Annotated in this window: 25 protein-coding genes and 1 pseudogene; 4 read left to right on the forward strand and 22 right to left on the reverse strand. The window is 61.5% G+C overall.

From position 1 onward, the window contains the following. Positions 1 to 45: 45 nt before the first annotated feature. Positions 46 to 219: a hypothetical protein gene (locus N2A41_RS12935; protein WP_017964862.1), complete on the reverse strand. Its 174-nt coding sequence runs from the start codon at positions 217 to 219 to the stop codon at positions 46 to 48. Continuing rightward, positions 216 to 1,667: an APC family permease gene (locus N2A41_RS12940; RefSeq protein WP_260056348.1), complete on the reverse strand. Its 1,452-nt coding sequence runs from the start codon at positions 1,665 to 1,667 to the stop codon at positions 216 to 218. Before N2A41_RS12940 ends, N2A41_RS12935 begins: the two co-directional genes overlap by 4 nt. A gap of 121 nt (positions 1,668 to 1,788) precedes the next feature. Here N2A41_RS12940 and N2A41_RS12945 point away from each other — a divergent pair, with 121 nt between their 5' ends. Beyond that, a complete protein-coding gene (locus tag N2A41_RS12945; RefSeq protein ID WP_260108947.1) occupies positions 1,789 to 2,826 on the forward strand; it encodes an AraC family transcriptional regulator in 1,038 nt (345 codons plus the stop codon). Positions 2,827 to 3,018: 192 nt separating this feature from the next. Here N2A41_RS12945 and N2A41_RS12950 read toward each other — a convergent pair whose 3' ends face one another. The 8 genes from N2A41_RS12950 to N2A41_RS12985 form a co-directional block, all read right to left on the reverse strand. Beyond that, complete coding sequence (locus N2A41_RS12950) at positions 3,019 to 3,747, reverse strand: molybdate ABC transporter substrate-binding protein (protein WP_260108948.1); 729 nt, start codon at positions 3,745 to 3,747, stop codon at positions 3,019 to 3,021. A gap of 28 nt (positions 3,748 to 3,775) precedes the next feature. Further along, positions 3,776 to 4,141 carry a cytochrome C oxidase subunit IV family protein gene (locus N2A41_RS12955; protein ID WP_170262336.1) on the reverse strand — a complete coding sequence of 122 codons (366 nt, stop codon included), beginning with the start codon at positions 4,139 to 4,141 and terminating at the stop codon, positions 3,776 to 3,778. A 7-nt stretch (positions 4,142 to 4,148) separates the two neighbouring features. Further along, positions 4,149 to 4,868, reverse strand: coding sequence for a heme-copper oxidase subunit III family protein (locus tag N2A41_RS12960; protein ID WP_170276504.1), 720 nt, complete (start codon positions 4,866 to 4,868; stop codon positions 4,149 to 4,151). Positions 4,869 to 4,879: 11 nt separating this feature from the next. After that, a complete protein-coding gene (locus N2A41_RS12965; protein ID WP_260108949.1) occupies positions 4,880 to 5,593 on the reverse strand; it encodes a cytochrome c oxidase subunit 3 in 714 nt (237 codons plus the stop codon). After that, entirely contained in the window at positions 5,590 to 7,359 is a 1,770-nt protein-coding gene (ctaD, locus tag N2A41_RS12970) for a cytochrome c oxidase subunit I (RefSeq protein ID WP_170280784.1), read from the reverse strand. Before ctaD ends, N2A41_RS12965 begins: the two co-directional genes overlap by 4 nt. Positions 7,360 to 7,424: 65 nt before the next feature. Continuing rightward, on the reverse strand, positions 7,425 to 8,243 hold the full coding sequence (locus tag N2A41_RS12975) for a cytochrome c oxidase subunit II (protein WP_017964870.1): 819 nt from the start codon (positions 8,241 to 8,243) through the stop codon (positions 7,425 to 7,427). Between the two features lie 162 nt (positions 8,244 to 8,405). Next, positions 8,406 to 8,795, reverse strand: coding sequence for a c-type cytochrome (locus N2A41_RS12980; protein ID WP_260108950.1), 390 nt, complete (start codon positions 8,793 to 8,795; stop codon positions 8,406 to 8,408). A 198-nt stretch (positions 8,796 to 8,993) separates the two neighbouring features. Next, entirely contained in the window at positions 8,994 to 9,917 is a 924-nt protein-coding gene (locus tag N2A41_RS12985; protein WP_260108951.1) for an MYG1 family protein, read from the reverse strand. A 225-nt stretch (positions 9,918 to 10,142) separates the two neighbouring features. Between N2A41_RS12985 and N2A41_RS12990 the strand changes: the two genes are divergently transcribed. Continuing rightward, positions 10,143 to 10,640: an HIT family protein gene (locus N2A41_RS12990; protein WP_260111052.1), complete on the forward strand. Its 498-nt coding sequence runs from the start codon at positions 10,143 to 10,145 to the stop codon at positions 10,638 to 10,640. On the opposite strand, the pseudogene N2A41_RS12995 reads toward N2A41_RS12990, so the two are convergent. From N2A41_RS12995 to N2A41_RS13010, 4 genes and pseudogenes are all read right to left on the reverse strand, one after another. After that, a pseudogene (locus N2A41_RS12995) lies at positions 10,637 to 10,828 on the reverse strand (hypothetical protein); the annotation flags it as partial. The gene N2A41_RS12990 and the pseudogene N2A41_RS12995 overlap by 4 nt on opposite strands. A 39-nt stretch (positions 10,829 to 10,867) precedes the next feature. Continuing rightward, a complete protein-coding gene (blh, locus tag N2A41_RS13000; protein ID WP_260108952.1) occupies positions 10,868 to 12,148 on the reverse strand; it encodes a bifunctional sulfur transferase/dioxygenase Blh in 1,281 nt (426 codons plus the stop codon). Positions 12,149 to 12,265: 117 nt separating this feature from the next. Then, positions 12,266 to 12,559 (reverse strand): hypothetical protein, encoded by a 294-nt coding sequence (locus tag N2A41_RS13005; RefSeq protein WP_260108953.1) that lies wholly within the window; start codon positions 12,557 to 12,559, stop codon positions 12,266 to 12,268. A gap of 4 nt (positions 12,560 to 12,563) precedes the next feature. Continuing rightward, the gene (locus tag N2A41_RS13010) at positions 12,564 to 13,028 is read right to left on the reverse strand and encodes a hypothetical protein (protein ID WP_260108954.1); all 465 of its coding nucleotides are present in this window, start codon (positions 13,026 to 13,028) and stop codon (positions 12,564 to 12,566) included. 435 nt (positions 13,029 to 13,463) lie between these two features. Here N2A41_RS13010 and ftsZ point away from each other — a divergent pair, with 435 nt between their 5' ends. After that, positions 13,464 to 14,483 (forward strand): cell division protein FtsZ, encoded by a 1,020-nt coding sequence (gene ftsZ, locus N2A41_RS13015; protein WP_017964879.1) that lies wholly within the window; start codon positions 13,464 to 13,466, stop codon positions 14,481 to 14,483. A 123-nt stretch (positions 14,484 to 14,606) separates the two neighbouring features. Here the strand turns inward: ftsZ and N2A41_RS13020 are convergent, their stop codons facing one another. The 5 genes from N2A41_RS13020 to N2A41_RS13040 form a co-directional block, all read right to left on the reverse strand. After that, positions 14,607 to 14,885: a hypothetical protein gene (locus N2A41_RS13020; protein ID WP_017964880.1), complete on the reverse strand. Its 279-nt coding sequence runs from the start codon at positions 14,883 to 14,885 to the stop codon at positions 14,607 to 14,609. A gap of 197 nt (positions 14,886 to 15,082) precedes the next feature. Next, positions 15,083 to 16,621 (reverse strand): Ig-like domain-containing protein, encoded by a 1,539-nt coding sequence (locus tag N2A41_RS13025; protein ID WP_170255112.1) that lies wholly within the window; start codon positions 16,619 to 16,621, stop codon positions 15,083 to 15,085. A 261-nt stretch (positions 16,622 to 16,882) separates the two neighbouring features. Further along, positions 16,883 to 17,008, reverse strand: coding sequence for a hypothetical protein (locus N2A41_RS13030; RefSeq protein ID WP_017964882.1), 126 nt, complete (start codon positions 17,006 to 17,008; stop codon positions 16,883 to 16,885). Positions 17,009 to 17,046: 38 nt separating this feature from the next. Further along, positions 17,047 to 17,229: a hypothetical protein gene (locus N2A41_RS13035; RefSeq protein WP_162116136.1), complete on the reverse strand. Its 183-nt coding sequence runs from the start codon at positions 17,227 to 17,229 to the stop codon at positions 17,047 to 17,049. 217 nt (positions 17,230 to 17,446) lie between these two features. Next, on the reverse strand, positions 17,447 to 18,271 hold the full coding sequence (locus N2A41_RS13040) for a helix-turn-helix transcriptional regulator (RefSeq protein ID WP_260108955.1): 825 nt from the start codon (positions 18,269 to 18,271) through the stop codon (positions 17,447 to 17,449). A 91-nt stretch (positions 18,272 to 18,362) separates the two neighbouring features. Between N2A41_RS13040 and N2A41_RS13045 the strand changes: the two genes are divergently transcribed. Further along, positions 18,363 to 19,247, forward strand: coding sequence for an SDR family oxidoreductase (locus tag N2A41_RS13045; protein ID WP_260108956.1), 885 nt, complete (start codon positions 18,363 to 18,365; stop codon positions 19,245 to 19,247). A gap of 84 nt (positions 19,248 to 19,331) precedes the next feature. Here the strand turns inward: N2A41_RS13045 and N2A41_RS13050 are convergent, their stop codons facing one another. From N2A41_RS13050 to N2A41_RS13060, 3 genes are all read right to left on the reverse strand, one after another. Further along, positions 19,332 to 19,541: a hypothetical protein gene (locus N2A41_RS13050; RefSeq protein WP_017964886.1), complete on the reverse strand. Its 210-nt coding sequence runs from the start codon at positions 19,539 to 19,541 to the stop codon at positions 19,332 to 19,334. Position 19,542: 1 nt separating this feature from the next. Beyond that, positions 19,543 to 19,743, reverse strand: coding sequence for a hypothetical protein (locus N2A41_RS13055; RefSeq protein WP_017964887.1), 201 nt, complete (start codon positions 19,741 to 19,743; stop codon positions 19,543 to 19,545). An 83-nt stretch (positions 19,744 to 19,826) separates the two neighbouring features. After that, positions 19,827 to 20,252 (reverse strand): hypothetical protein, encoded by a 426-nt coding sequence (locus N2A41_RS13060; protein WP_260056357.1) that lies wholly within the window; start codon positions 20,250 to 20,252, stop codon positions 19,827 to 19,829. Positions 20,253 to 20,351 lie beyond the last annotated feature (99 nt).

Here is a 20,351-nt window from a genome sequence, read left to right on the forward strand (position 1 = left end):
TTTCGGAAGAGACGACGCACCATGGCGCGCCGCTAGCTGCGGTGATCAGGATCGACCGGAGCAGATCTGCGTCTCGATCATCATCGTGCCTCGATGAATGCAGAACACTGAGCAGAAGGCGTGCGCCTCAATGGCAACCAGCAATGTTGCGCCGGCAAGGATCGCGACCGCGAGAACGAGAAGGCGATCGACGGGTGCAAGTTCGAAAACGGCACTCATTCGAAGACCTTTCCAAGGGAGGCGTAGAGAGCGGGCTTGGATCTCTTGATCTGGACCGCAAACAGCGCGCCAAGAATGCCCACCAGCACCATGGCATAGGGGAAAGCCTTGACGATCGGGCTTTCACTGCCGGAAAGGAGTGAAAGATTGGAACTGACCAGCACCAGCGAACCAACGAGGCCAAGCAGCGCCAGCGCCGGAGCGATCATCGTGGTCCAGGCGCTATATCCGTTCGGCGTCTTGCGGAAGAACATGACGATCGCGACGGAGACCAGCACCTGCACCAGCAAGATACCGATACCTGCAAGCGCTGCCATCCACGAGAACACGACAGTGTAGGGGTCGGCGCCGAAGATGACGAATAGGGCAAGGACGATGGCCGCGATCAGACTTTGCAGCAGACCCGCAGTATAGGGTGAGCCATGCTTGCCGTGAACCTTGCCGAGCACCTGTGCGGCCAGGCCTTCACGGCCCAGGGCGAAGAAGTAGCGGTTGAGCGTATTGTGGAAGGACAGAATGCAGGCAAACAGGCTGGTGATCAGCAACACATTCATCACCTGGCTCGACCATGCGCCGAGCACGGAATTGGCGGCGGCGAAGTAGAAGCTGTCAAGGCCGGCAGCAGCAGTGGCCTGCACCTTGCTTGGACCGTAGAATTGCACGATTGCCCAGGTGGAGAAGGCATAGAAGAGTGTGATGAGCAGCACCGCGACATAGGTGGCACGGGGAATGGTCTTTTCCGGATTTTCGGCTTCCTCGCCAAAAATGGCCGTAGCTTCGAAGCCGATGAACGAACCGATGACGAAGACCAGCGCCGCACCAAGGCCGGGCGCGAAGACCGACGATGGCATGAAGGAGGAGAAGCTGATGCCTTCCGGTCCGCCACCTGAAAAGACGATCGCAAGATCCAGAACCAGCAATATGGCGATTTCAGCAATCATGCAGACGCCGAGGATCGCGCCTGAGAAGGCGATGTTGCGCTGACCGCAGACCAGCACGACGACCAGTGCTGTGAAAGCCCAAGCCCACCAGGGCAGGACCAAACCGAGGGGCGCTATGGCATTGGCCATGAAGAAACCGAACAGGCCGTAGATGGCGATCTGAACCGCGCTATAGGTGACCAGCGCCATGAAGGCGCCACCCACGCCAGCCGGCTTGCCGATGCCATGGGTGATATAGGTGTAGAAAGCGCCTGCCCCGCCTACATGCCGGCTCATGGCGGTGAAGCCGACCGAGAAGAGCAGGTAAAGCAGGCCGGCGAGCACGAAAGCGCCGGGGACGCCGGCGCCATTGCCAAAAGCAAAGGCAGCCGGCGAAGCGCCGACGACGGCCGTGAGCGGCGCGGCCGCGGCAACGACGAAGAACACGATGTGGGCGAGGCCGACCGAGTTCCTGGCCAGACGACGCTCCGGCGATAATGGTGCGGGCATGCTTGCTTCCAGTGTCATGGAGAACCCCTCTTTGCTTGTTTGTTGCCAAGAAGGTAAGCGCGGCGATCTGGCCCCGAAATTGCAGTTTATGCCAATGAATCGATAATTCGCGCCACGACGGTCACCGGAGACGCTGAAAATGGCAGTTGCATCGCATTTGATCAGCCGCATGCCCACAGTTGCTTCAATTCGAGCCTCCGTCTTGATCCCGCTGGTGCAACAAATCGATAAAAGATCCGGGAAAACCGACCTCCTTCTCGCTTCGCACGGCATTTTGCGCTCGCAATTGGACGATCCCTACGCTGTCCTGCCCATGGCGCGTTATGTCGCGCTGTTCGAGGAGGCCGCGACGATAACCGGCGAACCGGCACTGGGAGCTCGCATGGGCACCGGGTTCAAGCCCGCCGACATCGGCCCCATCGGCATGCTCTTTGCGCTCTCGCCGACCATTCGCAGCGCTTTCGAACGGCTGTCGAAATATGTGAACGCGGTACAAGGCGCGACCAGTTCCGGCGTGTTCGAGGAAAATGGCGATTTTGTCTGGAGCTACCGGATCGTCGATCCAGCGATGTGGCCGCGCCGGCAGGACAGCGAATTCACGATCGCCGCCTCCTGTCAACTCGTCCGCTCGTGCTTCCGCCGTGGCTGGCGGCCGATCGAAATCCAACTCGAGCATCACGCCCCTCGCGACGCCGCTGTGCTGGAACGCATCTGTGGCGCGCCCATCCTGTTTGCCCAATCCGGCAACCGGATCGTCATGAACAGGGCGGAGGCTGATCGTGTGCACCGTGCGGAAGACAAAAGCCTGGTCGAGATCCTGGAGCGGCATATCGGCGATCTGGTCAACGAGCCAGCGGCCGGCGATATCGTCACGGAAAAGGTCCAGGCTCTGATCGGCATCTATCTCGGCCGCAAGCCGGTGACGGTCGCAACCCTTGCCGCCGAACTGAAGATGTCGCCGCGAAGCCTGCAGCGCCGGCTGTCGGAGGAAGGCGTGTCGCTTCGCGATCTCGTTCGCCAGCACCGCCAGACACTTGCCGCCCACTATCTCGGCGACCGACATGCCGCACCGATGTCCGAGATTGCCAGTGTGCTGGGTTATGCAGACAACACGGTGCTATGGCGTGCACTGCGATCCTGGGAAAAGAAGGGGAACGACCCATCTTCGACAGGTTGATCGAAGAAGCATGGCAACGGAGATCGCCCGATAGCTGCCCACGCCAGATCGCGGCATTCTCCAACGCGCCTCATCCTTGTACGTTGCGATCCAAAGGATCGCCTCGAAGGACACGCCGCAGCGCCGCTTCTTGCGCCATTGCATCTAACGCCGGAACACCTGCCTCGTCCTTCGAGGCCCCTTCGGGGCACCTCAGGATGAGGCTCTCTTGAGCGTTGCGCCTGCCCGGTGACGGCGCTCGACGCCCTTTGCCGCCAGGATGTCGTCGACGGCGATTGACGTCAGAAATTCCGACAGTTGCTCGGCAGCGTCTGCGTCGGTTGAATCAGCGCTGATGCCGATGGCGAAGTCGATGTAACTTTGGAGTTCTGCCGGAAATTGACCCATAAGCATGACCTCGGGAGCAGCGGCGAGAATCGACGTCACGGGAACGACGCCCAACTCGGCCTCGCCACGGCCGATGGCCGCCGCTGTCTGCCCTCCTGATATGGCCACCAGCTTGGGCTTCACCTCATCGGCAATTCCCAGGCTTTCCAGCAAACCGGAGAAATAGGCGCCGCTGCTTCCTTCACTGGCGTAGGCGATTGATCTGGCGCTCTTCAACGCATGTTTGAATGCTCCCACCGACCCAATGTCGAGCGGCCGATTGCCTGCCTTGGCCGCTACCCCCATTGCGATCCGGCCGAACGCGACCTCGCTCCCCGCCTTGACTTTTCCCAAGGCGGTCAGATCCTCAACCAGGTTCGGATTGGTGATGACGAGGTCAAAAGCTTCCCCGGCTTCAATCTGCTTCTTGACGACAGGATTGAGCTCCCACTTGACCGCAACCGTGAATCCTGTGGCAGTTTCGAACCGGGATATGAGAGCAAGGACGGCAGGTCGGACCGCAATAGCGCCAAAGAGCCGGATTTCCTGAGTCATGACCGAAATCGATCTTGTCCAACCGACCCTACGGCCCCGTCCCAAAGAACGCCACCCGCGTGAAAATCGTATAGTCCGCCTCCGACACCATCAGCGCCACGAAAACCAGCACCAGCAGCGGCGGCAGCAGGATGGCGTAGACGAGCGCCAGCCGTTCCCAGGCCATGTGCATGAAGACGGCGACGATCAGCCCGGCCTTCAGCATCATGAACACCAGGATCAGCGTCCACCTCAAGTAGCTCTGGACGCCGAGATAATCGACCATGTAGGACCCCGCGCTGAGCACGAAGAGCAGGCCCCAGACGAGGAAATAGAGCCGGAGCGGATGCTGCTGTCCGGTGTGTGCCTGTGCATGCACCGTTTGGACTTGTGCATGCGCCGTTGTCTCGCTCATGACGACCTCACCACAGATAAAAGAATGCGAAGATGAAGACCCAGACCAGGTCGACGAAGTGCCAGTAGAGGCCCATGATCTCGACAGCCTCGTAGCGGCCTTTCCGGCTGGTGAAGAAGCCGCGCCGTTCCACATCGAAATCGCCCCGCCAGACCTTGCGGGCGACGATGATGAGGAAGATGACGCCGATCGTGACATGGGTGCCGTGAAAGCCGGTGATCATGAAGAAAGTAGATCCGAACTGTGCCGCCCCCCACGGGTTTTCCCAGGGGCGCACCCCTTCGGTGATCAGCTTCGTCCATTCGAAGGCCTGCATGCTGACGAAGGTTGCGCCGAGAAGCGCTGTCAGCAGCATGAGGATCGCCGTCGTGCGGCGGTCGCGGCGATAGCCGAAATTGACCGCCATCGCCATGGTGCCGCTGCTCGAGATCAGCACGAAGGTCATGATCGCAATCAGGATCAGCGGCACGTCCTGGCCGCCGATATGGAGCGCAAAGACCTCGCTCGGATTGGGCCATGGAACGGGCGTCGACATGCGGGCGGTCATATAGGCGATCAGGAAACAGCCGAAGACGAAGGTGTCGCTCAAGAGAAAGATCCACATCATCGCCTTGCCCCAGGAGGCGGTCTTGAAGGCGCGCTGATCCGAGCTGAAATCGGCCGCGACACCGCGCAGACCGGCCGGCCTGAGGCCTGGCTCGCCGTGTGTCTCGATAGTCTGTGCCATCTGCAAAGCTCCTAATTCAGAAGGGTGCGGCAGAGATCGACGAAATCATTCGCCCAGCCGGCAAAGAGCGCGAAGAGCAGCAGCCAGACGGCGAGCATGAAATGCGAATAGATGGCGGAAAGATCGACGCTGAGGCGCAGCCTGTCCGGCGTGACGTCGGTTGAAAATGCCCTGACCGTCGTATGCGTGAGCACGGCGAGTCCGCCGAGGATATGCAGGCCGTGCAGGCCGGTCAGCATGTAGAAGAAGCTGTTGGCGGGGTTATCGGCCAGCACATAGCCGGCCGCCGTTAGCTCCCGCCATGCCTGGATCTGCCCGGCGAGAAAGAAGACGGCAAGGCCAAGTCCTGTCATGAGCGCCGGCCGCAGGCTTTCCATGCGGCCCTGCCCCGCCTCTCGTCTCGCCCATTGCAGCGCCGCACTGCTCAAGGCGAGTGCTGCGGTGTTCACCCAGAGCAGCCGGGGGATTGGCATGCCCCACCAATCGGCCGACGCCATACGCATGAAATAGGCGCTGACGGCAAGGCTGAAGACGGCGCCGACGACGCCGAGAAACACGAAGAGGCCGATCTTCACCGCCGGCGGCTGTTGCCGCTCAGTGCCGATATGATCCGGCATCTGCACCGACCCGGTTTCGAGCCAGGGCTTCGAGGTCAACCGCTGCCCGGAAAGCCACCAGATCATGATGGCGGCGATGGCGGCCAGGAAGATCAGCACGACGCTCATGCCGGAACCTCCCGGGTGATGCCGTCGCTTGCCGGCACATTCTGCGGAATGAAATCCTCGGTCGCCCCGGGCACGCTGTAGTCATAGGCCCAGCGGTAGACGACCGGCAGATCCTTGCCCCAGTTGCCGTGGGCGGGCGGCGTCTGCGGCGTCTGCCATTCGAGCGTCGTTGCCCGCCATGGATTGCCGCCGGCCTCCCTGCCCCGGAAAAGGCTCCAGACCAGATTGAACAGGAACACCATCTGCCCAGCCCCTACAACAAGCGCCATGACGGTGATGAAGATATTCAGCGTATGGGCCGAAGGCGGAACGAAGGCCGTTTCTCCCATCTCGAAATAGCGGCGCGGCACCCCGAGCAGGCCGAGATAATGCATCGGGAAGAAGATTGCATAGGTGCCGAGGAAGGTGATCCAGAAGTGGATCTGGCCGAGCACCTCGTCGAGCATGCGTCCCGTCACCTTCGGATACCAGTGATAGATGGCCCCGAAGATGACGAGGATCGGCGCCACCCCCATGACCATGTGGAAATGCGCGACGACGAACATCGTGTCCGACAGCGGCACGTCGACGACGACGTTGCCGAGGAAGAGGCCGGTCAGGCCGCCATTGACGAAGGTGACGATGAAGGCGAGTGCAAAGAGCATGGGCAGCGTCAGGTGGATGTCGCCGCGCCAGAGCGTCAGCACCCAGTTATAGACCTTGATGGCCGTCGGAACGGCGATGATCAGCGTCGTGGTGGCGAAGAAGAAGCCGAAGGCCGGGTTCATGCCGCTGACATACATGTGGTGCGCCCAGACGACGAAGCTCAGCGCACCGATGATGACGATCGCCCAGACCATCATGCGATAGCCAAAGATGTTCTTGCGCGCATGCGTGCTGATCAGATCCGAAACGATGCCGAAGGCGGGTAGAGCAACGATATAGACCTCCGGATGACCGAAGAACCAGAACAGGTGCTGGAAGAGGATCGGGCTGCCGCCGCCATGCTGCAGCTGCGTGCCCATCTCGACGATGGCGGGCATGAAGAAGCTGGTGCCGAGCACGCGGTCGAACAGCATCATGACGCAGGCGACGAAAAGGGCGGGAAAGGCAAGCAGCGCCATGACGGTGGCGGTGAAAATGCCCCAGACGGTAAGCGGCATCCGCATCAGCGTCATGCCGCGCGCCCGCCCCTGCAGCACCGTCACCACATAGTTCAGCCCGCCCATGGTGAAGCCGATGATGAAGACGATCAGAGAGGAGAGCATCAAGAGGATGCCCCAGTCCTTGCCGCCGGGTGTGCCTGACAGAACCGACTGCGGCGGATAAAGCGTCCAGCCGGCCCCTGTCGGGCCGCCGGGGGCGAAGAAGCCGGCAACGAGGATCAGCACCGCAAGCAGATAGATCCAGTAGCTCAGCATGTTCGCATAGGGAAACACCATGTCGCGGGCGCCGACCATCAGCGGAATGAGGTAATTGCCGAAGCCGCCGAGGAAGAGCGCGGTCAGGAGATAGATCACCATGATCATGCCGTGCATGGTGATGAACTGGTAATAGTGATCGGCATCGATGAAGGAGAGAGCGCCGGGAAAGGCGAGCTGAATCCGCATCAACCAGGAGAGCACCAGCGCCACCAGGCCGATCGAGATGGCGGTAATCGAATATTGCACGGCGATGATTTTCGCATCCTGGCTGAACACATATTTCGTCCACCAGCTATGTGGATGATAGAGCTCGACATCCTCGACTTCAGCGGATGGGATGTTGCCGGATGGAATCTCGACCATGATCTCTCTTCCCTTTCCCCGCCGGTTAACCGAACCGGCAAGCGATCTGTGACCGCTACGCCGGTTCAGTTTGCCGGCGGCGGTTCTCCCGATGACGCTGTCAACTGGGTGAATGTCTGCTGCTGCCCGAGCCAAGTCTGGTAGTCCGCATCCTCGTCGACGACGACGGTGCCGCGCATTTGCGGATGGCCGACGCCGCAGAGTTCGGCGCAGAGAATCTCGAAGGTCCCCGTCCGGGTCGGCGTGAACCAGAAATAGGTGATCATGCCGGGGATCATGTCCATCTTGGCGCGGAACTCCGGCACGTAGAAATCATGGAGCACATCGACCGAACGCAGCAAGATGTGCACCGACTTGCCGATCGGCAGATGCAGCTCGCCGCCCTCGATGATGACGTCGTCAAGGCCGCTTGCATCATTCTTGTCGAGGCCAAGCGGATTTTCGGGGGTGACGTCGCGCGTCTCGGCCCGGCCGAGCTTTCCGTCGGCTCCGGGCAGCCGGAAGCTCCACTGCCACTGTTGGCTGACGACCTCGACCGATGCAGCATCTTTGGGCACCGTAATGAACTGGTTCCACACGATCAGGCCGGGCGCCAGCATCGCCGCAACGCCGACCGCCGTTCCCCCTCCCAGCAGCAATTCCAGCCTGCGGTTCTCGGGCTCGTAATGCGCCCGGTTGCCTGGCTTGTGCCGGAAGCGGAAGACGCAATAGGCCATGAACGAAACCACCGCCACGAAGACGATGCCGGTGATCCAGAAGGTGATGACGAGGGTGCTGTCGATATAGGTCCAGTTGGACGCGATCGGCGTCCACCACCACGGGCTCAGCACATGGAACAGCACGGAGCCGACGACAATCAGGACGAGGATCAGCACGACAGCCATGTCCGCTCCTCCTCGAGCAGTGACCCGTGAAACCGCATTCCGCAAAAAGTTCGTCTTTATTATCGCACAGATAGAAAATATCGGCAATTACGCCAATTTAGGCACGCGCCACCGGCCGCGACCCGTCATTTGCAGTAATGCCCGCAGTTGGAATATTGCCCATCATTTTGAATATTGCTTGAGATAGGCGATGAGATCGGTGATCTCCTGGTCGTCCTTCAGGCCGACGAAGGCCATCTTGGTGCCCTTCACCTTCGCTTTAGGATTGTGCAGATAGTCGCGTAGCGTCGCCTCGTCCCAGACGAGACCGCCGTCTCCGGCCGCCTTCATTGCGGCCGAATAGGCAAAATTAGGGTGCGTTCCGGCCTTCCGGCCGAACAGCCCGTTCAGCGACGGGCCAACCTTGTTCGTATCGGAATCGGCGATATGACAGGTCGCGCATTTCTTGAAAACGACAGCACCCGCCGTCGGATCGCCCGCCTGCGCCCCGGCGCTACCGGGGAAAAGGGTAATAGCGGATGCGGCGATCAGCAGAACAACACGGTAATCCATGGCAAACCTCATCCTCCCAAAGGTCGCCACCCACTCGCACCCTCCACAATCATTCGCGTGCGGGTAGTGGTTCTATCCTTAAAGCTTAGTCCTTCGCGGGTGCAAGTCAATCCGTTCCAGTGGGCCACATGGACGCAATCTGATGTCGGCGGATCCGGCGCAGATGATGCAGGTCCCGCGCCACCTCAGCTGCCGCGACTATGCCCCGATCGAAAGCGCCTCGTTCACCGCCAACTCCGCCATGGAAAGCGCTGCCTCGCGGGTCCTCGCGGCGGCGATGAAGCGGCCGTTGTGGCAGAAGCTCGCCCCCTCTATGCAGCAAACCGCCTCCAGTGCGCCATTGGTGAGCCCGGCCCAGGTCGCCGGCAGGTCGGCCCGGAGTTCAAAGCCCTCGTCGCCGCGGCGAATGCCGGTCACGCACCAGTCCTTTTCGCGCGGATGAACGACGAACAGCAGGTGATCGGCGCCAGCCTTGACGATGGCGGGACGGAAGGGCATCCCCCTCGGCAATTCCAGAACACGCCCCTCTCCCGCCGCCTCGATTGCCCGATGCACGATCGCCTCGGCCCGCAATTTTGCGGCACTCTGGGCGATCCTAGCCTCGACGAAACTGCGGGCAATCGCAAGGGCCGCGTGGAAGGCGTGATCGTCGGCTTCAGGGTCCGTCTCGTCGAAAACCGGTTTCAGGGTCTCCAGCAGCGCCGGCAGTGTCAGCCCGGCCAGCGGCCCCGACGGGCTAAGCGCACCGTTGTCGGTCAGATCGATCGGCAGCACGAAGCTGGCGTCGAAAGAGCCATGCATCACTTCCACATGTGCTTCGGGAAGACTGGAGGCTGCCAGATAATCACGGCCATAATGCTTCCAGATCAGGCCGAACGAGCTGTAGGGCTGGCCATCGTCGCGTAGCGGCGCGGCGCGCTGGTGGTGATCGAATATCCCGGCAGCAGGATCATAGGCTCCGCCGACATCATAAATGATCCGGTCTTCGCCCGGCGTGATCCACTCCGGCGCCCGGCTGCGGACGATACGCGCCTGCGGGAAAAGCCGGGTCAGGATGACGCTCGACAGCAATTCGTCGGCATGAAAGCCACCGGAATGGGTGACGAGGAAATCGGGGATCATGGAAGCTATGCGCCTTGTCGTTCGCGGACGATCCGCTTGCCGGTCGGCTTGAGATAACCGTTGCCGCCTGCCATCTCAACCCATACCTTAAATCGGTGTCGATTTAAGAATAAAATGATGCACCAATCCAATGTGTTACAGCGCCCTTTCGCACATCGCCAAAATACCGGTCTCCAGCTCAATTCATCGAAGCCCCTGAAGGGTGCTCAGGATAAGAGGCAGTCCGTGGAAATCCCTCAGCACTTTCACGTTGTCGAGACGGCCGGATGGCTTGTGAACCACCGCATGAACTCCGCCCTTCCCGGTTACCTCATGATCAGCTCCAAGACCGACACCAACGATCTGTCGGATTTGCCTGAAGACGCTTTGGCCGAATTCGGCCCATTGCTCGCAAGGGCTCAGAGTACGCTGAAACGGCAATTGAATGCACAGCGCGTCTATATCGGCCGGTATGGCCACGCGCCCGGTTATCCGATCCATTTCCATGTGATCCCGATATATGACTGGGTGGAGGAGTTGTTCTGGAGGGACGCTCGATATCGTCTGCTCGAGAATTTCGCAGAGGAACCGGGGGAAACCGCAACGGACGGCGCGGAACTGACGCTGTTTGTCTGGCGGGAGTTCTGCGGACGCGCAGAGCCGCCATCGGTCAAAGGGCCATCGGTCTCAGAGGCCATCGAGTTGCTGCGTGAGACAATGCGGTTTCCGGCGCCTCAAGCCTAAGACAACACCGTTCCCGGCTGTCTTGCAACGAGCGCACGGCCGGCTGCCGCGCCGGCATGCAGGCAGATGAGCCCAATCGCCGCGAGAGAATTGATCAACAGAACATCAGCCACGACCGCTGCCGAAAACGCGCCCTCACCGGACCGAAGCACTACTGTTGCGGCAAGCCGCACGCCTTCATAGGCAACGAGGGTCATGGCGATGGCCATTTCCTCGCCGCCATGCAGCTACAACGCATCCAGCGGTATCTTCAGATATCGCCGGCCATTCCCCTCCGGCTCCGGCAATCTCCCGCCTTGGATATTCACCTGCAGCGCGTGCAGCATCAGCTTCGGCTTGGGCAGCGTGCGGTCTCGCGCCTGGCGCAGCGCCACGAAGCCGGGCTCGTCAACACCCGCAATATGAAGATTGGCGCGCTTCTGCGCCGCCACCGTGCTTTCCCAGCGCGGGTGCCGGCCGCCGGGCTGATAGTCGTGGCCGGAAAAGAGCCGGGTCTCCTCGGGCAGCGATAGGATCGCCTGGATCGAGTGCCAGAGGGAGCTAGCACTGCCGCCCGGAAAATCCGTGCGCGCAGTTCCGGAATCCGGCGTGAACACCGTGTCGTGCACGAAGGCGGCGTCACCGATCACATAAGTGATCGAGGCGAGTGTGTGCCCGGGCGAAAACATCACGCGGTTTTTAAGCGTGCCGATCTCGAACGTGTCGCCATCGGCAAACAGCCGGTCCCATTGCGAGCCGTCGGTTTTAAGCGCCGGCCAGTTGTAGATCTCCTTCCAGAGCGTCTGGACGTCGGTGACATGCACGCCGATCGCCGTCGGCGCGCCGGTCTTTCCCTTGATGTAATGTGCGGCGGAGAAATGATCGGCATGCGGATGCGTGTCGAGGATCCACTCGACCGTCAGCCCCTCACTTTCGATATGAGCAAGGATGGCGTCGGCATTGGCCGTTCCGGTCGCCCCCGACATTTCATCGAAATCGAGCACCGGGTCGATGATGGCACAGCGTTTCGTCGCCGGGTCGGAAACGACATATTGCACACTGCAGGTGCGGGGCTCGAAGAAGGCCTTCACATGAGCCGCCTGCCCCGACCGCCTTTCCAGCCAGCGGCGCGCGCCGGCAAGATCGAAGCCGAGGTTTTGACCGAAGGCCTCGATATCCCCGTGCTTCATCCGCCCGTCCAGCACCTCGCCCAGTGCATAGAGCGTCAGCGCCCGCGTACCGCTCTTGCAATGGGCGACGACCGGCCCCTTCGCCTGCGTCACCGCCGTCTGGAAGGCGCGGATATCAGCCTCGGTGATCTCGGCCCCCTTCACTGGCACGAAGCTGTAGGCGAGCCCGACGGCGGCGGCGGAAGCCTTTTCCGCCGTATGGCCTGGCTGCCCCGGCTCCTCGCCATCCGGCCGGGCATTGATGACGGCGGCAAAGCCATCAGCCGCGAAGGCGGCAAAACCTGCGGCGTCGGGCTGCCCCGCTACCGTTATCAACTCATTGACCCTCACGGATGTCATCGAAGCCCCTGCGCCCGCATCATGCAGTATCGCATGTATTACACTACAATCGCACAAGTATATCTCAGAGCGCAAGAATAGCTTCGGCCCGGCCGGTGCGCTGTCAAAACGACAGCGTCACCGCACTTGCCTGATCTCGACATGCATGGCGCTGGCGCTGACGACGATGCCGCCGTCGAGCATGTCCTCCTGTATGTAGCCTCGAGAGGCGACACAGGGCTGGCAGGCCCAGATCGGCCGCCGCGCCGCTGGATCGACCAGCATTGCGAGCGGATGGAGCGGCGGCACGCGTGTCATGCGCTCTCCGATCATTACGATCCAGGTCGTAGTGACGCCTCCGATAACCTCCAAAGCCGCCCGCAAGACGCGGGCGACAGCATCCTCGTGCGGCAGCATCAGCCTCACGCGCATACGATCAGTCCTGGCCCTGCAGGCGGTCCATGACCTGGAGCAAGAGATCGGCGCAGGCCTTCATCGGTTCGTCCTCGGCGCATTTCAGGTCGATCCTGGTGTTGCCGTCCTCGATGCGGAAATGCGCCGCCTTGGAGGGCGGCGGGAGCATCGGGTGATGACCGCGGAAGCCCCTGTCGCCACGGAAGCCGCCGTCATCGCGGAAGCCCATCTCGCCTCTCGGGCCATGCCATTGGCGATCGGGGCCATCGGGACGTTCTCTCGCGTCCGGCCGGTCCATCGTCGGCCCATCCATCGTCGACCCATCATCACCGGAGGCAGATGGAGGCGCTGGCGGCGGCGAAGGCGGTGTGCTGGATTCGGGCACGGCGGGCGGTGTGCCGGCCGATGGCGGGATGGGCGTTTGTTGCGCGAATGCGACGCCGGAGAGCGCGGCGAGGGCAATGCCTGAGAGAAGAAGTCTTTTCATGGGAACGTTCCTGTGTCGGAGATATCAACTGCGTGGGTAAACACCGCAGCGCGGCTTTGGTTCACGCCCGTCAGCCTCTGTGATCGAAATCTCCAAATCGTCTGTGCGGGGGACCTTTCGGCAGACGCAGCGCTTCGGTTCGTCCATCCTCGCGAACAAGGTGGCTCGCATGCAAGAAGCCGTCGTCGAAGCGTCCCTGGACGGTGACGGCCGCGAGCACGACGACGCGCTGATGCCGCCGCAGCCTTCTTTTCCGTGCGGGTGGAAACGCCGCCGCGCGCTCCAACACGCGCATGACCGAGGCGACGCTCGACGATCCCGAATTGCCGCGCGAGTCTTTCGCCTCGCCTCTGCCTTCTTGCTCGCGTATCCTGACGCGCGATTCGCCGTCCGCAAACGAGGGTGGGCATGAACGAAGCATCAAAGGAGAGCGCGATGTCGGACGCCAAGAGCGGCATTTCTGGACTACGGCCGCATATTACAGTCATCGGCGTCGGCGGCGGTGGTGGCAATGCGATCAACAATATGATCGCGGAAAAGCTGGCAGGCGTCGAATTCGTCGCCGCAAACACGGATGCTCAGGTGCTGGCCACCTCCAAGGCGACGCGCCGCATCCAGCTTGGCGCGAATGTGACCGAGGGTCTCGGCGCCGGTTCGCTGCCTGAGGTCGGCCATGCGGCTGCCGAAGAGTCGCTCGATGAGATCATGGATCACCTGGCCGGCTCGCATATGTGCTTCGTCACCGCCGGCATGGGCGGTGGAACGGGCACGGGTGCCGCACCCGTCATCGCCCGCGCTGCGCGTGCCGCCGGCATTCTGACGGTCGGCGTCGTCACCAAGCCGTTTACCTTCGAAGGCAACCGCCGCATGCGGATGGCGGAAATCGGCATCGAGGCGCTTCGCCAGGCGGCCGATACGGTCATCGTCATTCCCAATCAGAACCTCTTCCGCATCGCCGATGCGAAAACGACGTTCGCCGATGCCTTTATGACGGCCGACCGCGTGCTTTATGCCGGCGTCGGCTGCATAACCGATCTGATCGTCAAGGAAGGCCTGATCAACCTCGATTTTGCCGACGTGAAGTCGGTCATGTCAGGCATGGGCCGTGCGATGATGGGCACTGGCGAAGCCTCCGGTGAAAGCCGCGCGATGAAGGCGGCGGAAGCCGCCATTGCCAACCCGCTTCTCGACGATATCTCAATGCGGGGCGCCAGGGGCGTGCTGATCTCGATCTCCGGCGGTTCGGATATGACGCTGTTCGAAGTGGACGAAGCGGCAAGCCGCATTCGCGACGAAGTCCAGGAAGATGCCGATATCGTCGTCGGCGCGATCTTCGACCGCAGCCTCGACGGCAAGTTCCGTGTCTCGGTGGTGGCGACCGGACTGGAAGGCAGCCCGTTGCCCGCATCCGCGCCTCACGCCGCCGAACAGATCCAGACGCGCACGCTGCAGTAAGCGCAGCGGCGCGACATATCCAAGCACGACAGCCTGCCGCGTCTTTTCAGATGCGCAGCGCTGTCGTGCTTCAATGTCATGCGCTCCGGGAAGTCGCCGCGATCACCAGTCGTTGATTCGCGATCACCTGTCGTTGATCGTGGGAAGGTGCGTTTCGACCTCTACGCGGCGCTTATCATCCAGCGGCTCAATGTGCTTCTGCCAGAAGGCCTCGGCCTCCGGCGTGTCATCCTCCCAGTGGCGGATTTTAACGATATTGTCATCGATCTTCGCCAGCCGTTTGCCGCCAAGCCGCAGGTATTCGTCCGCCAGTTCTTTCGATCGGGTCGTCTGCATGTCGTGTTCCTCCATAGGCGAACCGAAAGGCCGATCGTCATTACCGGGTTGGCCGGCAATCGGCATCCCGTTATCGGCGCTTCGGCGCCTCCCAGTTAAACAGTACGGCGGGATCATGGTTCCAAATCATCGGCCGAAACCGGTCCACGCGGCCGGCTGAAGACGTCGGCCGCCATCCTTGTTCCGCACGGCCCGCCGCTCTTGCTGCCGGGGCAGCCGGAGACGCGTGCTTTCCGAAAATCGCGCATTTTCGGCATCATGCGCTAGACGAACAGGACGTCCGAGATATTGTGCACCACGGAAATTTCGTCGATCCCGGTGTTGGTGATGTAGAGATTATCTACCGCTGAGTCATAGACCACGTTGGTGATCAAGTCGTCTCCCGGTATGGCAATGTTGACGTCAACCGTTGTCTTGACCCCGGTTTCGAAGTCGAAGGCCGTGCCGATATGCTCGCTGCTGGAGGAATCGCCGAAGAAGAAGGTGCCGTCGACGGCAAAGCCGTAGCCGAGCCCGCCGGCGGCGAAGGTCTTGGATTCGATCGGGCTCAGCGTTTCGGGATCGATTTTGGAGACCTGCCAGGTGGAATCATTGATGCGGCCGACGACATAAATGCCAGTCGAATCCTGCATCGTATTGACGGCCGTGAATCCACCCCAGTCGAACGTACCCGCCCAATTCTCGCCGATAAGGCCCGGGATTGGATCGCCCCGCTGATCGAGCGATCCGTCTGCGGCATCCCATTTTGCGAGATAGGTCTGATCGGGGAAAGGATCCTCCTGGCCTCTCGCCTCGTTGGTTCGGCCGATGATTTCACCGCCGCGGACAGAAAAATAGGTTCCGCCGATGTCATATTCGCCCTTGTCATAGTCGCCAAAAGAGATGGCGCCGCTGGCATGGTCGGCTTCAAATGCCGCGGCGTTGTCGTAAATGCTCACCATGGGACCATCTGGGAAACCATGGCCGGAACTGACGTAATACTTGCCGGTTAGCGGATCGATCGCGACCCCCTGGAGTTCGTAATGGTCCAAGAAGGGGCGCACCACTTCCGCCTGGGCCTCGACATGATGGGTATTCAACGACTTCCCGTCCGTCACGCCGTCGACGGTCAGAGTAATCACGCCGGCATCTGCGTGACCGGCGCCGTCGGAGACCTTGTAATATTGGAGTTTCTCGGTGACATGCTCGCCATCATCGAGGCCAGCCTTCACGGCCGGATTGAGATCGTAGGTGAAGCTTCCATCGCCTGCGAAATGGAAGATGCCGAATTCACCCGCCACGTCGGTCGTCTGCCCTTGCCCCTGACCGGCAGGAATGCTCGTGCCCTCGACCGAACGCAGGAAGAGCGTGCCCGCCTCTCCCGCGTGATCATTGGCAAGCACGTTGCGGGCCATCTCGCTTCGTTCGCGGAAGGAGAAGGCGTCGTCGACCGCGACAGGCGGGCTCGTGACCCCATGAATGTCGAGCTTGAAATGGCCGAAATCGGTATTGCCGGCGCCGTCGGAAATCTTGTAGCCGATCGTCTCCGTCAGCGTTATTCCGTCAACGAAGCCCACCTCGGCGGCCTCGTTCAGCGTATAGGTGTAGGAGCCATCGGCCTTGATGTGGAACGTGCCGTGTTCGCCCTCGATATCGGTGACCTGCCCGGCCGTCTTGGCAAGAACTCGCTCGCCATCGAAGAAGTTGAGGAACATGTTGCCGGAGCCGCCGGCCAGATCATTATCCAGCAGATTGCCCGAGATCACGTCATTCTCGGAAGCGCTGCTGACATCATCGACCGCTACAGGTTTTATCACTGTCATGGATATCTCCTTCAAGATCCATTCGCCTTGGTCTATCGGGAGGAAAGCAGCTGAGATCGGCTCGGTCAACAAATTTTCTAGCAAAGGTAGTAATTTAGCATTTCACAGCTTTGTCACGTTCGGGGGGCTTCGCCCTGGCTCTAACCTTAGCGACGTCAAAGCTGAAGACAGCCTCCTCTCAAGGCGCCGAAGCTGAAGGCTACCGGCGCTTGTGAGACATGTCGGCGGCCGGTCACCTCCGAGACGGACGCACATAACCCGCTACTGGGTCGGAGCAGACTGGACGGCCGGCGCGTTCGACGGCGCCTCGCCGGGATGGGCAAACAGCAGATATCCGAGCGCCAGGAGAATGGCGACGACGAAAATGACGAGCACGAAAATCATCATCCCGCTGCGTGCGGGTTTACCGGCATCAGGCAAACCAATCACCCCTTCTTGTCGCCTTTGACTCTGACGCCCGGCTTGCCGATGGGCATGACGCGGTCCTTGTCAAAGACGCTAGGCGCCATGCCTTGCTGCTCGCTCGATTCTCGGATCGGCGGCTCACGGCCCGGGTGTCTGTCTGGCGTCCCGGCCATCTTGTCCGACCGCTGCTCTCTGTCTTCCATGATGTCCTCCTATATGCTTGAAACGTTCTCGCCCCGAAATCGCCGATCAACGGTCGTTGATGGTCGGAAGGTGCCCTTCGGTCTCCCTCCGGGCTCGCCTTCGCCATAAATGTTCCGCACGGTCCGCCACACTTACGACCGGGACAGCGGTGAGTTCCCGGATCGGCAACAATTAATAGAAGCGCTGCCGAGGTTCCTTCAAGCAACCGCACTCGCCTCAGCCCACCAACCCCCTGATCTTCGCCGCATCCTCCGCCGTCGCCGGGTTGTACACCACCATGCTGAGATCCGGCCGGCCATCCACCTGGAAGGCGGAATATTCGAAAGCGAGTGGACCAAGGATGGGGTGGCGGATGTGTTTGGCGCCCTCGCCGTGGGTGCGCACGTCGTTATCCCTCCACATCGCCAGGAATTCCGGGCTTTTGCGGCAGAGTTCGTCGACGAGAGGCTCGACCTCGGCCGCAGCACCCGCGCGGGCCGCGTCCACGCGGAAGGCCGCGACCACGAAACGGGCCACACTTTCCCAGTCGTACTGGGCGGCACGCACACGCGGATCGAGGAAGATGAAGCGCAGTACGTTGCGCTCCTCGGGCGGCAGCGCGCCGTAATCGGTCAGAAGCACGGTTGCCGCCCGGTTCCAGGCGACGACGTCCCAAATCGCGGTGCGGATCAACGCCGGGCTCGGGTCCAGCACATCGAGCACGCCCTGCAGCCGCGGCGTCACCCCCTCTTGCCTGCGGTAGCGCACCTCGGGCGGGCGTCCAAGACCGAGCAGAAAAAGATGCTCGCGCTCGACATCAGTCAGCATCAGCGCGCGAGAGATCCGGTCGAGCACATCGGCAGACGCCGCGCCGCCACGGCCCTGCTCCAGCCAAGTGTACCAGGTCGGGCTGATATTGGCGCGGCTCGCCACCTCCTCGCGGCGCAAGCCGGGCGTGCGCCGTCTCTCCTGCGCGAAGCCGAAGGCGGCGGGATCGAGCCGCACGCGACGGTCCTTCAAATAGGTACCGAGCCGGTTATCCGAGGTGACGAACTCGCCCATCCTGTTAGCCTTTATACCATGATAATGTCACTACTTTACCATGATATCGACAGAGCCGATATCTGTCTCCGGCAAAAACTGGAGATATCACATGCGCGTATTCGTCACTGGGGCCACCGGCTGGGTCGGCTCGGCTGTCGTCAATGAATTGATCGCCGCTGGCCATCAGGTGCTCGGCCTCACCCGCTCGGACAAGGGAGCGGATCAACTGGCCGCTGCCGGCGCCGAAGTCCATCACGGCACGCTCGACGATCTGGGAAGTCTGAAAAGCGGTGCGGCTGAGGCAGACGCCGTGATCCATACGGCATTCAACCATGATTTCTCGAAATTCGCAGAGAACTGCGCCGCCGACCGGCGCGCCATCGAGGCACTCGGCGAAGCCCTCCAAGGCTCCGATCATCCGCTGCTGGTCACAGCCGGCCTCGGCTTTGCCCCCGGCCGCGTCGGCACCGAGAAGGATCCGCCTATGCCGACATCTGAGACCTACCCTCGCGCCTCCGAAATCACCGCGGTATCGCTTGTCGCGCGTGGCGTGCGGGCATCCACCGTCCGGCTCCCGCCCTCGGTGCATGGCCATGGGGACCACGGCTTCGTGCCGATCCTCATCGATTTGGCCCGGCAGAAGGGCGTCTCTGCCTATATCGGCGAAGGCCAGAACCGCTGGCCGGCCGTGCACAGGCTCGATGCCGCTCGTGTCTATCGGCTGGCGCTGGAGCGCGGCGCCGCCGGCGGCCCGTTCCTAGCAGTCGCGGAAGAGGGAGTTCCCTTCAGGCAGATCGCCGAGGTCATCGGCCGGCGGCTCGATGTGCCCGCCGTGTCGCTCTCACGGGAAGAAGCGGCCGAGCATTTCGGCTGGTTCGCCATGTTCGCCGGCTTCGACATCCCAACCTCTAGCGAGCACACCCGCGCGCTGCTCGGCTGGCAGCCGCAGGAACCCGGCCTGCTCGCCGACATCGACCATCCGGCCTATTTTTAAGAGAGCCCATCCTTGCTGAGGCGCTCGGGGCCTGGAAGGAAGAGGTGGGCGCCCCCGTCGGAGCGCCTTCCCAAAAACAGCTGCCTAACGCGAGCGGCCCTCGTTCATGTCGGCGGGGTCATAATTGATGTCCCAATCCTTTTCGGGCTTGTTCTTGCCAGGCGGGTTCTTGTTCACCGTCGCATCCTCGGAGCCGGTAATGACGGTCGGCTTGGCGCTGGCGACGCCGCTGCTCTTCCGGTCAGCCCGCGACTTGGCGAACTGGCCGGTGGCATCTTTTTTCGGATTGCCCATGTCAATCGCCCTTCTGCTTCAGCGCGTCGCCGAGATCTCTCGTCTCGGGGTCGCGATTGTTTTCGCCATACGCATCGCGGTCGCGATCCGGATCGTCCTTGGCCTTCATGTAGCCGCGGGGCTTATTTGCCTTCGGCCCTTCCCAGCGGGGTGACTGATCGGTCGTGCCGGGGGCGCCGTCTTTCGGTGTCGTCATGCCCATCGTGGTTCCTCCTTGGTTGGAACAGGGAAAACCGAAAAGACCAGCAAGTGTTCCCGCGGCAATACTTTCGCGCGAAGCGCGCTTTATCGTAGCGAGGCAAGCGTGGCGCAGCAGAAAGCAAGCAAAGTGACCACGGCATTGACCGCGTGCGAATATTCCCATTGGGTGCGAAGGCTTTCCCAATTTTCCGGCTGCACGGTCCAGTTCTCCGTCGCCGCATTCGCCGGCTGGGTGAAGATCATGAAGATGACGAGATTGAGCGCGATCAGCGCGGCTGCCGCAACCGACAACATCATTGCGCTTCCATCAGCCCTGAGGGTCACGGCGTTGCCGATATTGGCCACGAGCGCCAGCGGCAGGAGCAGACCGACGATCCACCATCCGGCATAGGCCTGCTGCGCGATAAAATAGTCCGCCTTCGCCATCCCGATCTTGTTCAGGAGCGCGAAGGCGTGCGCTGCAGGTGCCACGAGCGCCAGGCCCGCTATGATGATGGCCAGGAATCTCATGGCGGATAAACCATCCGAAGGACGAAGGGTTCCAGCAGAAAATATGGAACAGTGTCGTCCGCCATCGGTTGATCAGAGGTCCACCTCAACCATGGAGCC

It is taken from the genome of Rhizobium sp. SRDI969 (assembly GCF_025152725.1).
GTDB lineage: Bacteria > Pseudomonadota > Alphaproteobacteria > Rhizobiales > Rhizobiaceae > Rhizobium > Rhizobium leguminosarum_I.

What these genes read in the sequence shown, in the direction of transcription:
- N2A41_RS13010 (WP_260108954.1), bottom strand. Translation starts at nt 13,028, where the DNA reads ATGAAAAGACTTCTTCTCTCAGGCATTGCCCTCGCCGCGCTCTCCGGC.
- N2A41_RS13030 (WP_017964882.1), bottom strand. Translation starts at nt 17,008, where the DNA reads ATGATGATTTTCGTGCTCGTCATTTTCGTCGTCGCCATTCTCCTGGCG.
- N2A41_RS13005 (WP_260108953.1), bottom strand. Translation starts at nt 12,559, where the DNA reads ATGCGCGTGAGGCTGATGCTGCCGCACGAGGATGCTGTCGCCCGCGTC.
- ctaD (WP_170280784.1), bottom strand. Translation starts at nt 7,359, where the DNA reads ATGGTCGAGATTCCATCCGGCAACATCCCATCCGCTGAAGTCGAGGAT.
- N2A41_RS13055 (WP_017964887.1), bottom strand. Translation starts at nt 19,743, where the DNA reads ATGGGCATGACGACACCGAAAGACGGCGCCCCCGGCACGACCGATCAG.
- N2A41_RS12955 (WP_170262336.1), bottom strand. Translation starts at nt 4,141, where the DNA reads ATGAGCGAGACAACGGCGCATGCACAAGTCCAAACGGTGCATGCACAG.
- N2A41_RS12935 (WP_017964862.1), bottom strand. Translation starts at nt 219, where the DNA reads ATGAGTGCCGTTTTCGAACTTGCACCCGTCGATCGCCTTCTCGTTCTC.
- N2A41_RS13060 (WP_260056357.1), bottom strand. Translation starts at nt 20,252, where the DNA reads ATGAGATTCCTGGCCATCATCATAGCGGGCCTGGCGCTCGTGGCACCT.
- N2A41_RS12975 (WP_017964870.1), bottom strand. Translation starts at nt 8,243, where the DNA reads ATGGCTGTCGTGCTGATCCTCGTCCTGATTGTCGTCGGCTCCGTGCTG.
- N2A41_RS12985 (WP_260108951.1), bottom strand. Translation starts at nt 9,917, where the DNA reads ATGATCCCCGATTTCCTCGTCACCCATTCCGGTGGCTTTCATGCCGAC.
- ftsZ (WP_017964879.1), top strand. Translation starts at nt 13,464, where the DNA reads ATGTCGGACGCCAAGAGCGGCATTTCTGGACTACGGCCGCATATTACA.
- N2A41_RS12960 (WP_170276504.1), bottom strand. Translation starts at nt 4,868, where the DNA reads ATGGCACAGACTATCGAGACACACGGCGAGCCAGGCCTCAGGCCGGCC.
- N2A41_RS12950 (WP_260108948.1), bottom strand. Translation starts at nt 3,747, where the DNA reads ATGACTCAGGAAATCCGGCTCTTTGGCGCTATTGCGGTCCGACCTGCC.
- N2A41_RS13020 (WP_017964880.1), bottom strand. Translation starts at nt 14,885, where the DNA reads ATGCCGATTGCCGGCCAACCCGGTAATGACGATCGGCCTTTCGGTTCG.
- N2A41_RS13035 (WP_162116136.1), bottom strand. Translation starts at nt 17,229, where the DNA reads ATGGAAGACAGAGAGCAGCGGTCGGACAAGATGGCCGGGACGCCAGAC.
- N2A41_RS13050 (WP_017964886.1), bottom strand. Translation starts at nt 19,541, where the DNA reads ATGGGCAATCCGAAAAAAGATGCCACCGGCCAGTTCGCCAAGTCGCGG.
- blh (WP_260108952.1), bottom strand. Translation starts at nt 12,148, where the DNA reads ATGACATCCGTGAGGGTCAATGAGTTGATAACGGTAGCGGGGCAGCCC.
- N2A41_RS12945 (WP_260108947.1), top strand. Translation starts at nt 1,789, where the DNA reads ATGGCAGTTGCATCGCATTTGATCAGCCGCATGCCCACAGTTGCTTCA.
- N2A41_RS13040 (WP_260108955.1), bottom strand. Translation starts at nt 18,271, where the DNA reads ATGGGCGAGTTCGTCACCTCGGATAACCGGCTCGGTACCTATTTGAAG.
- N2A41_RS13025 (WP_170255112.1), bottom strand. Translation starts at nt 16,621, where the DNA reads ATGACAGTGATAAAACCTGTAGCGGTCGATGATGTCAGCAGCGCTTCC.
- N2A41_RS13045 (WP_260108956.1), top strand. Translation starts at nt 18,363, where the DNA reads ATGCGCGTATTCGTCACTGGGGCCACCGGCTGGGTCGGCTCGGCTGTC.
- N2A41_RS12980 (WP_260108950.1), bottom strand. Translation starts at nt 8,795, where the DNA reads ATGGATTACCGTGTTGTTCTGCTGATCGCCGCATCCGCTATTACCCTT.
- N2A41_RS12965 (WP_260108949.1), bottom strand. Translation starts at nt 5,593, where the DNA reads ATGAGCGTCGTGCTGATCTTCCTGGCCGCCATCGCCGCCATCATGATC.
- N2A41_RS12940 (WP_260056348.1), bottom strand. Translation starts at nt 1,667, where the DNA reads ATGACACTGGAAGCAAGCATGCCCGCACCATTATCGCCGGAGCGTCGT.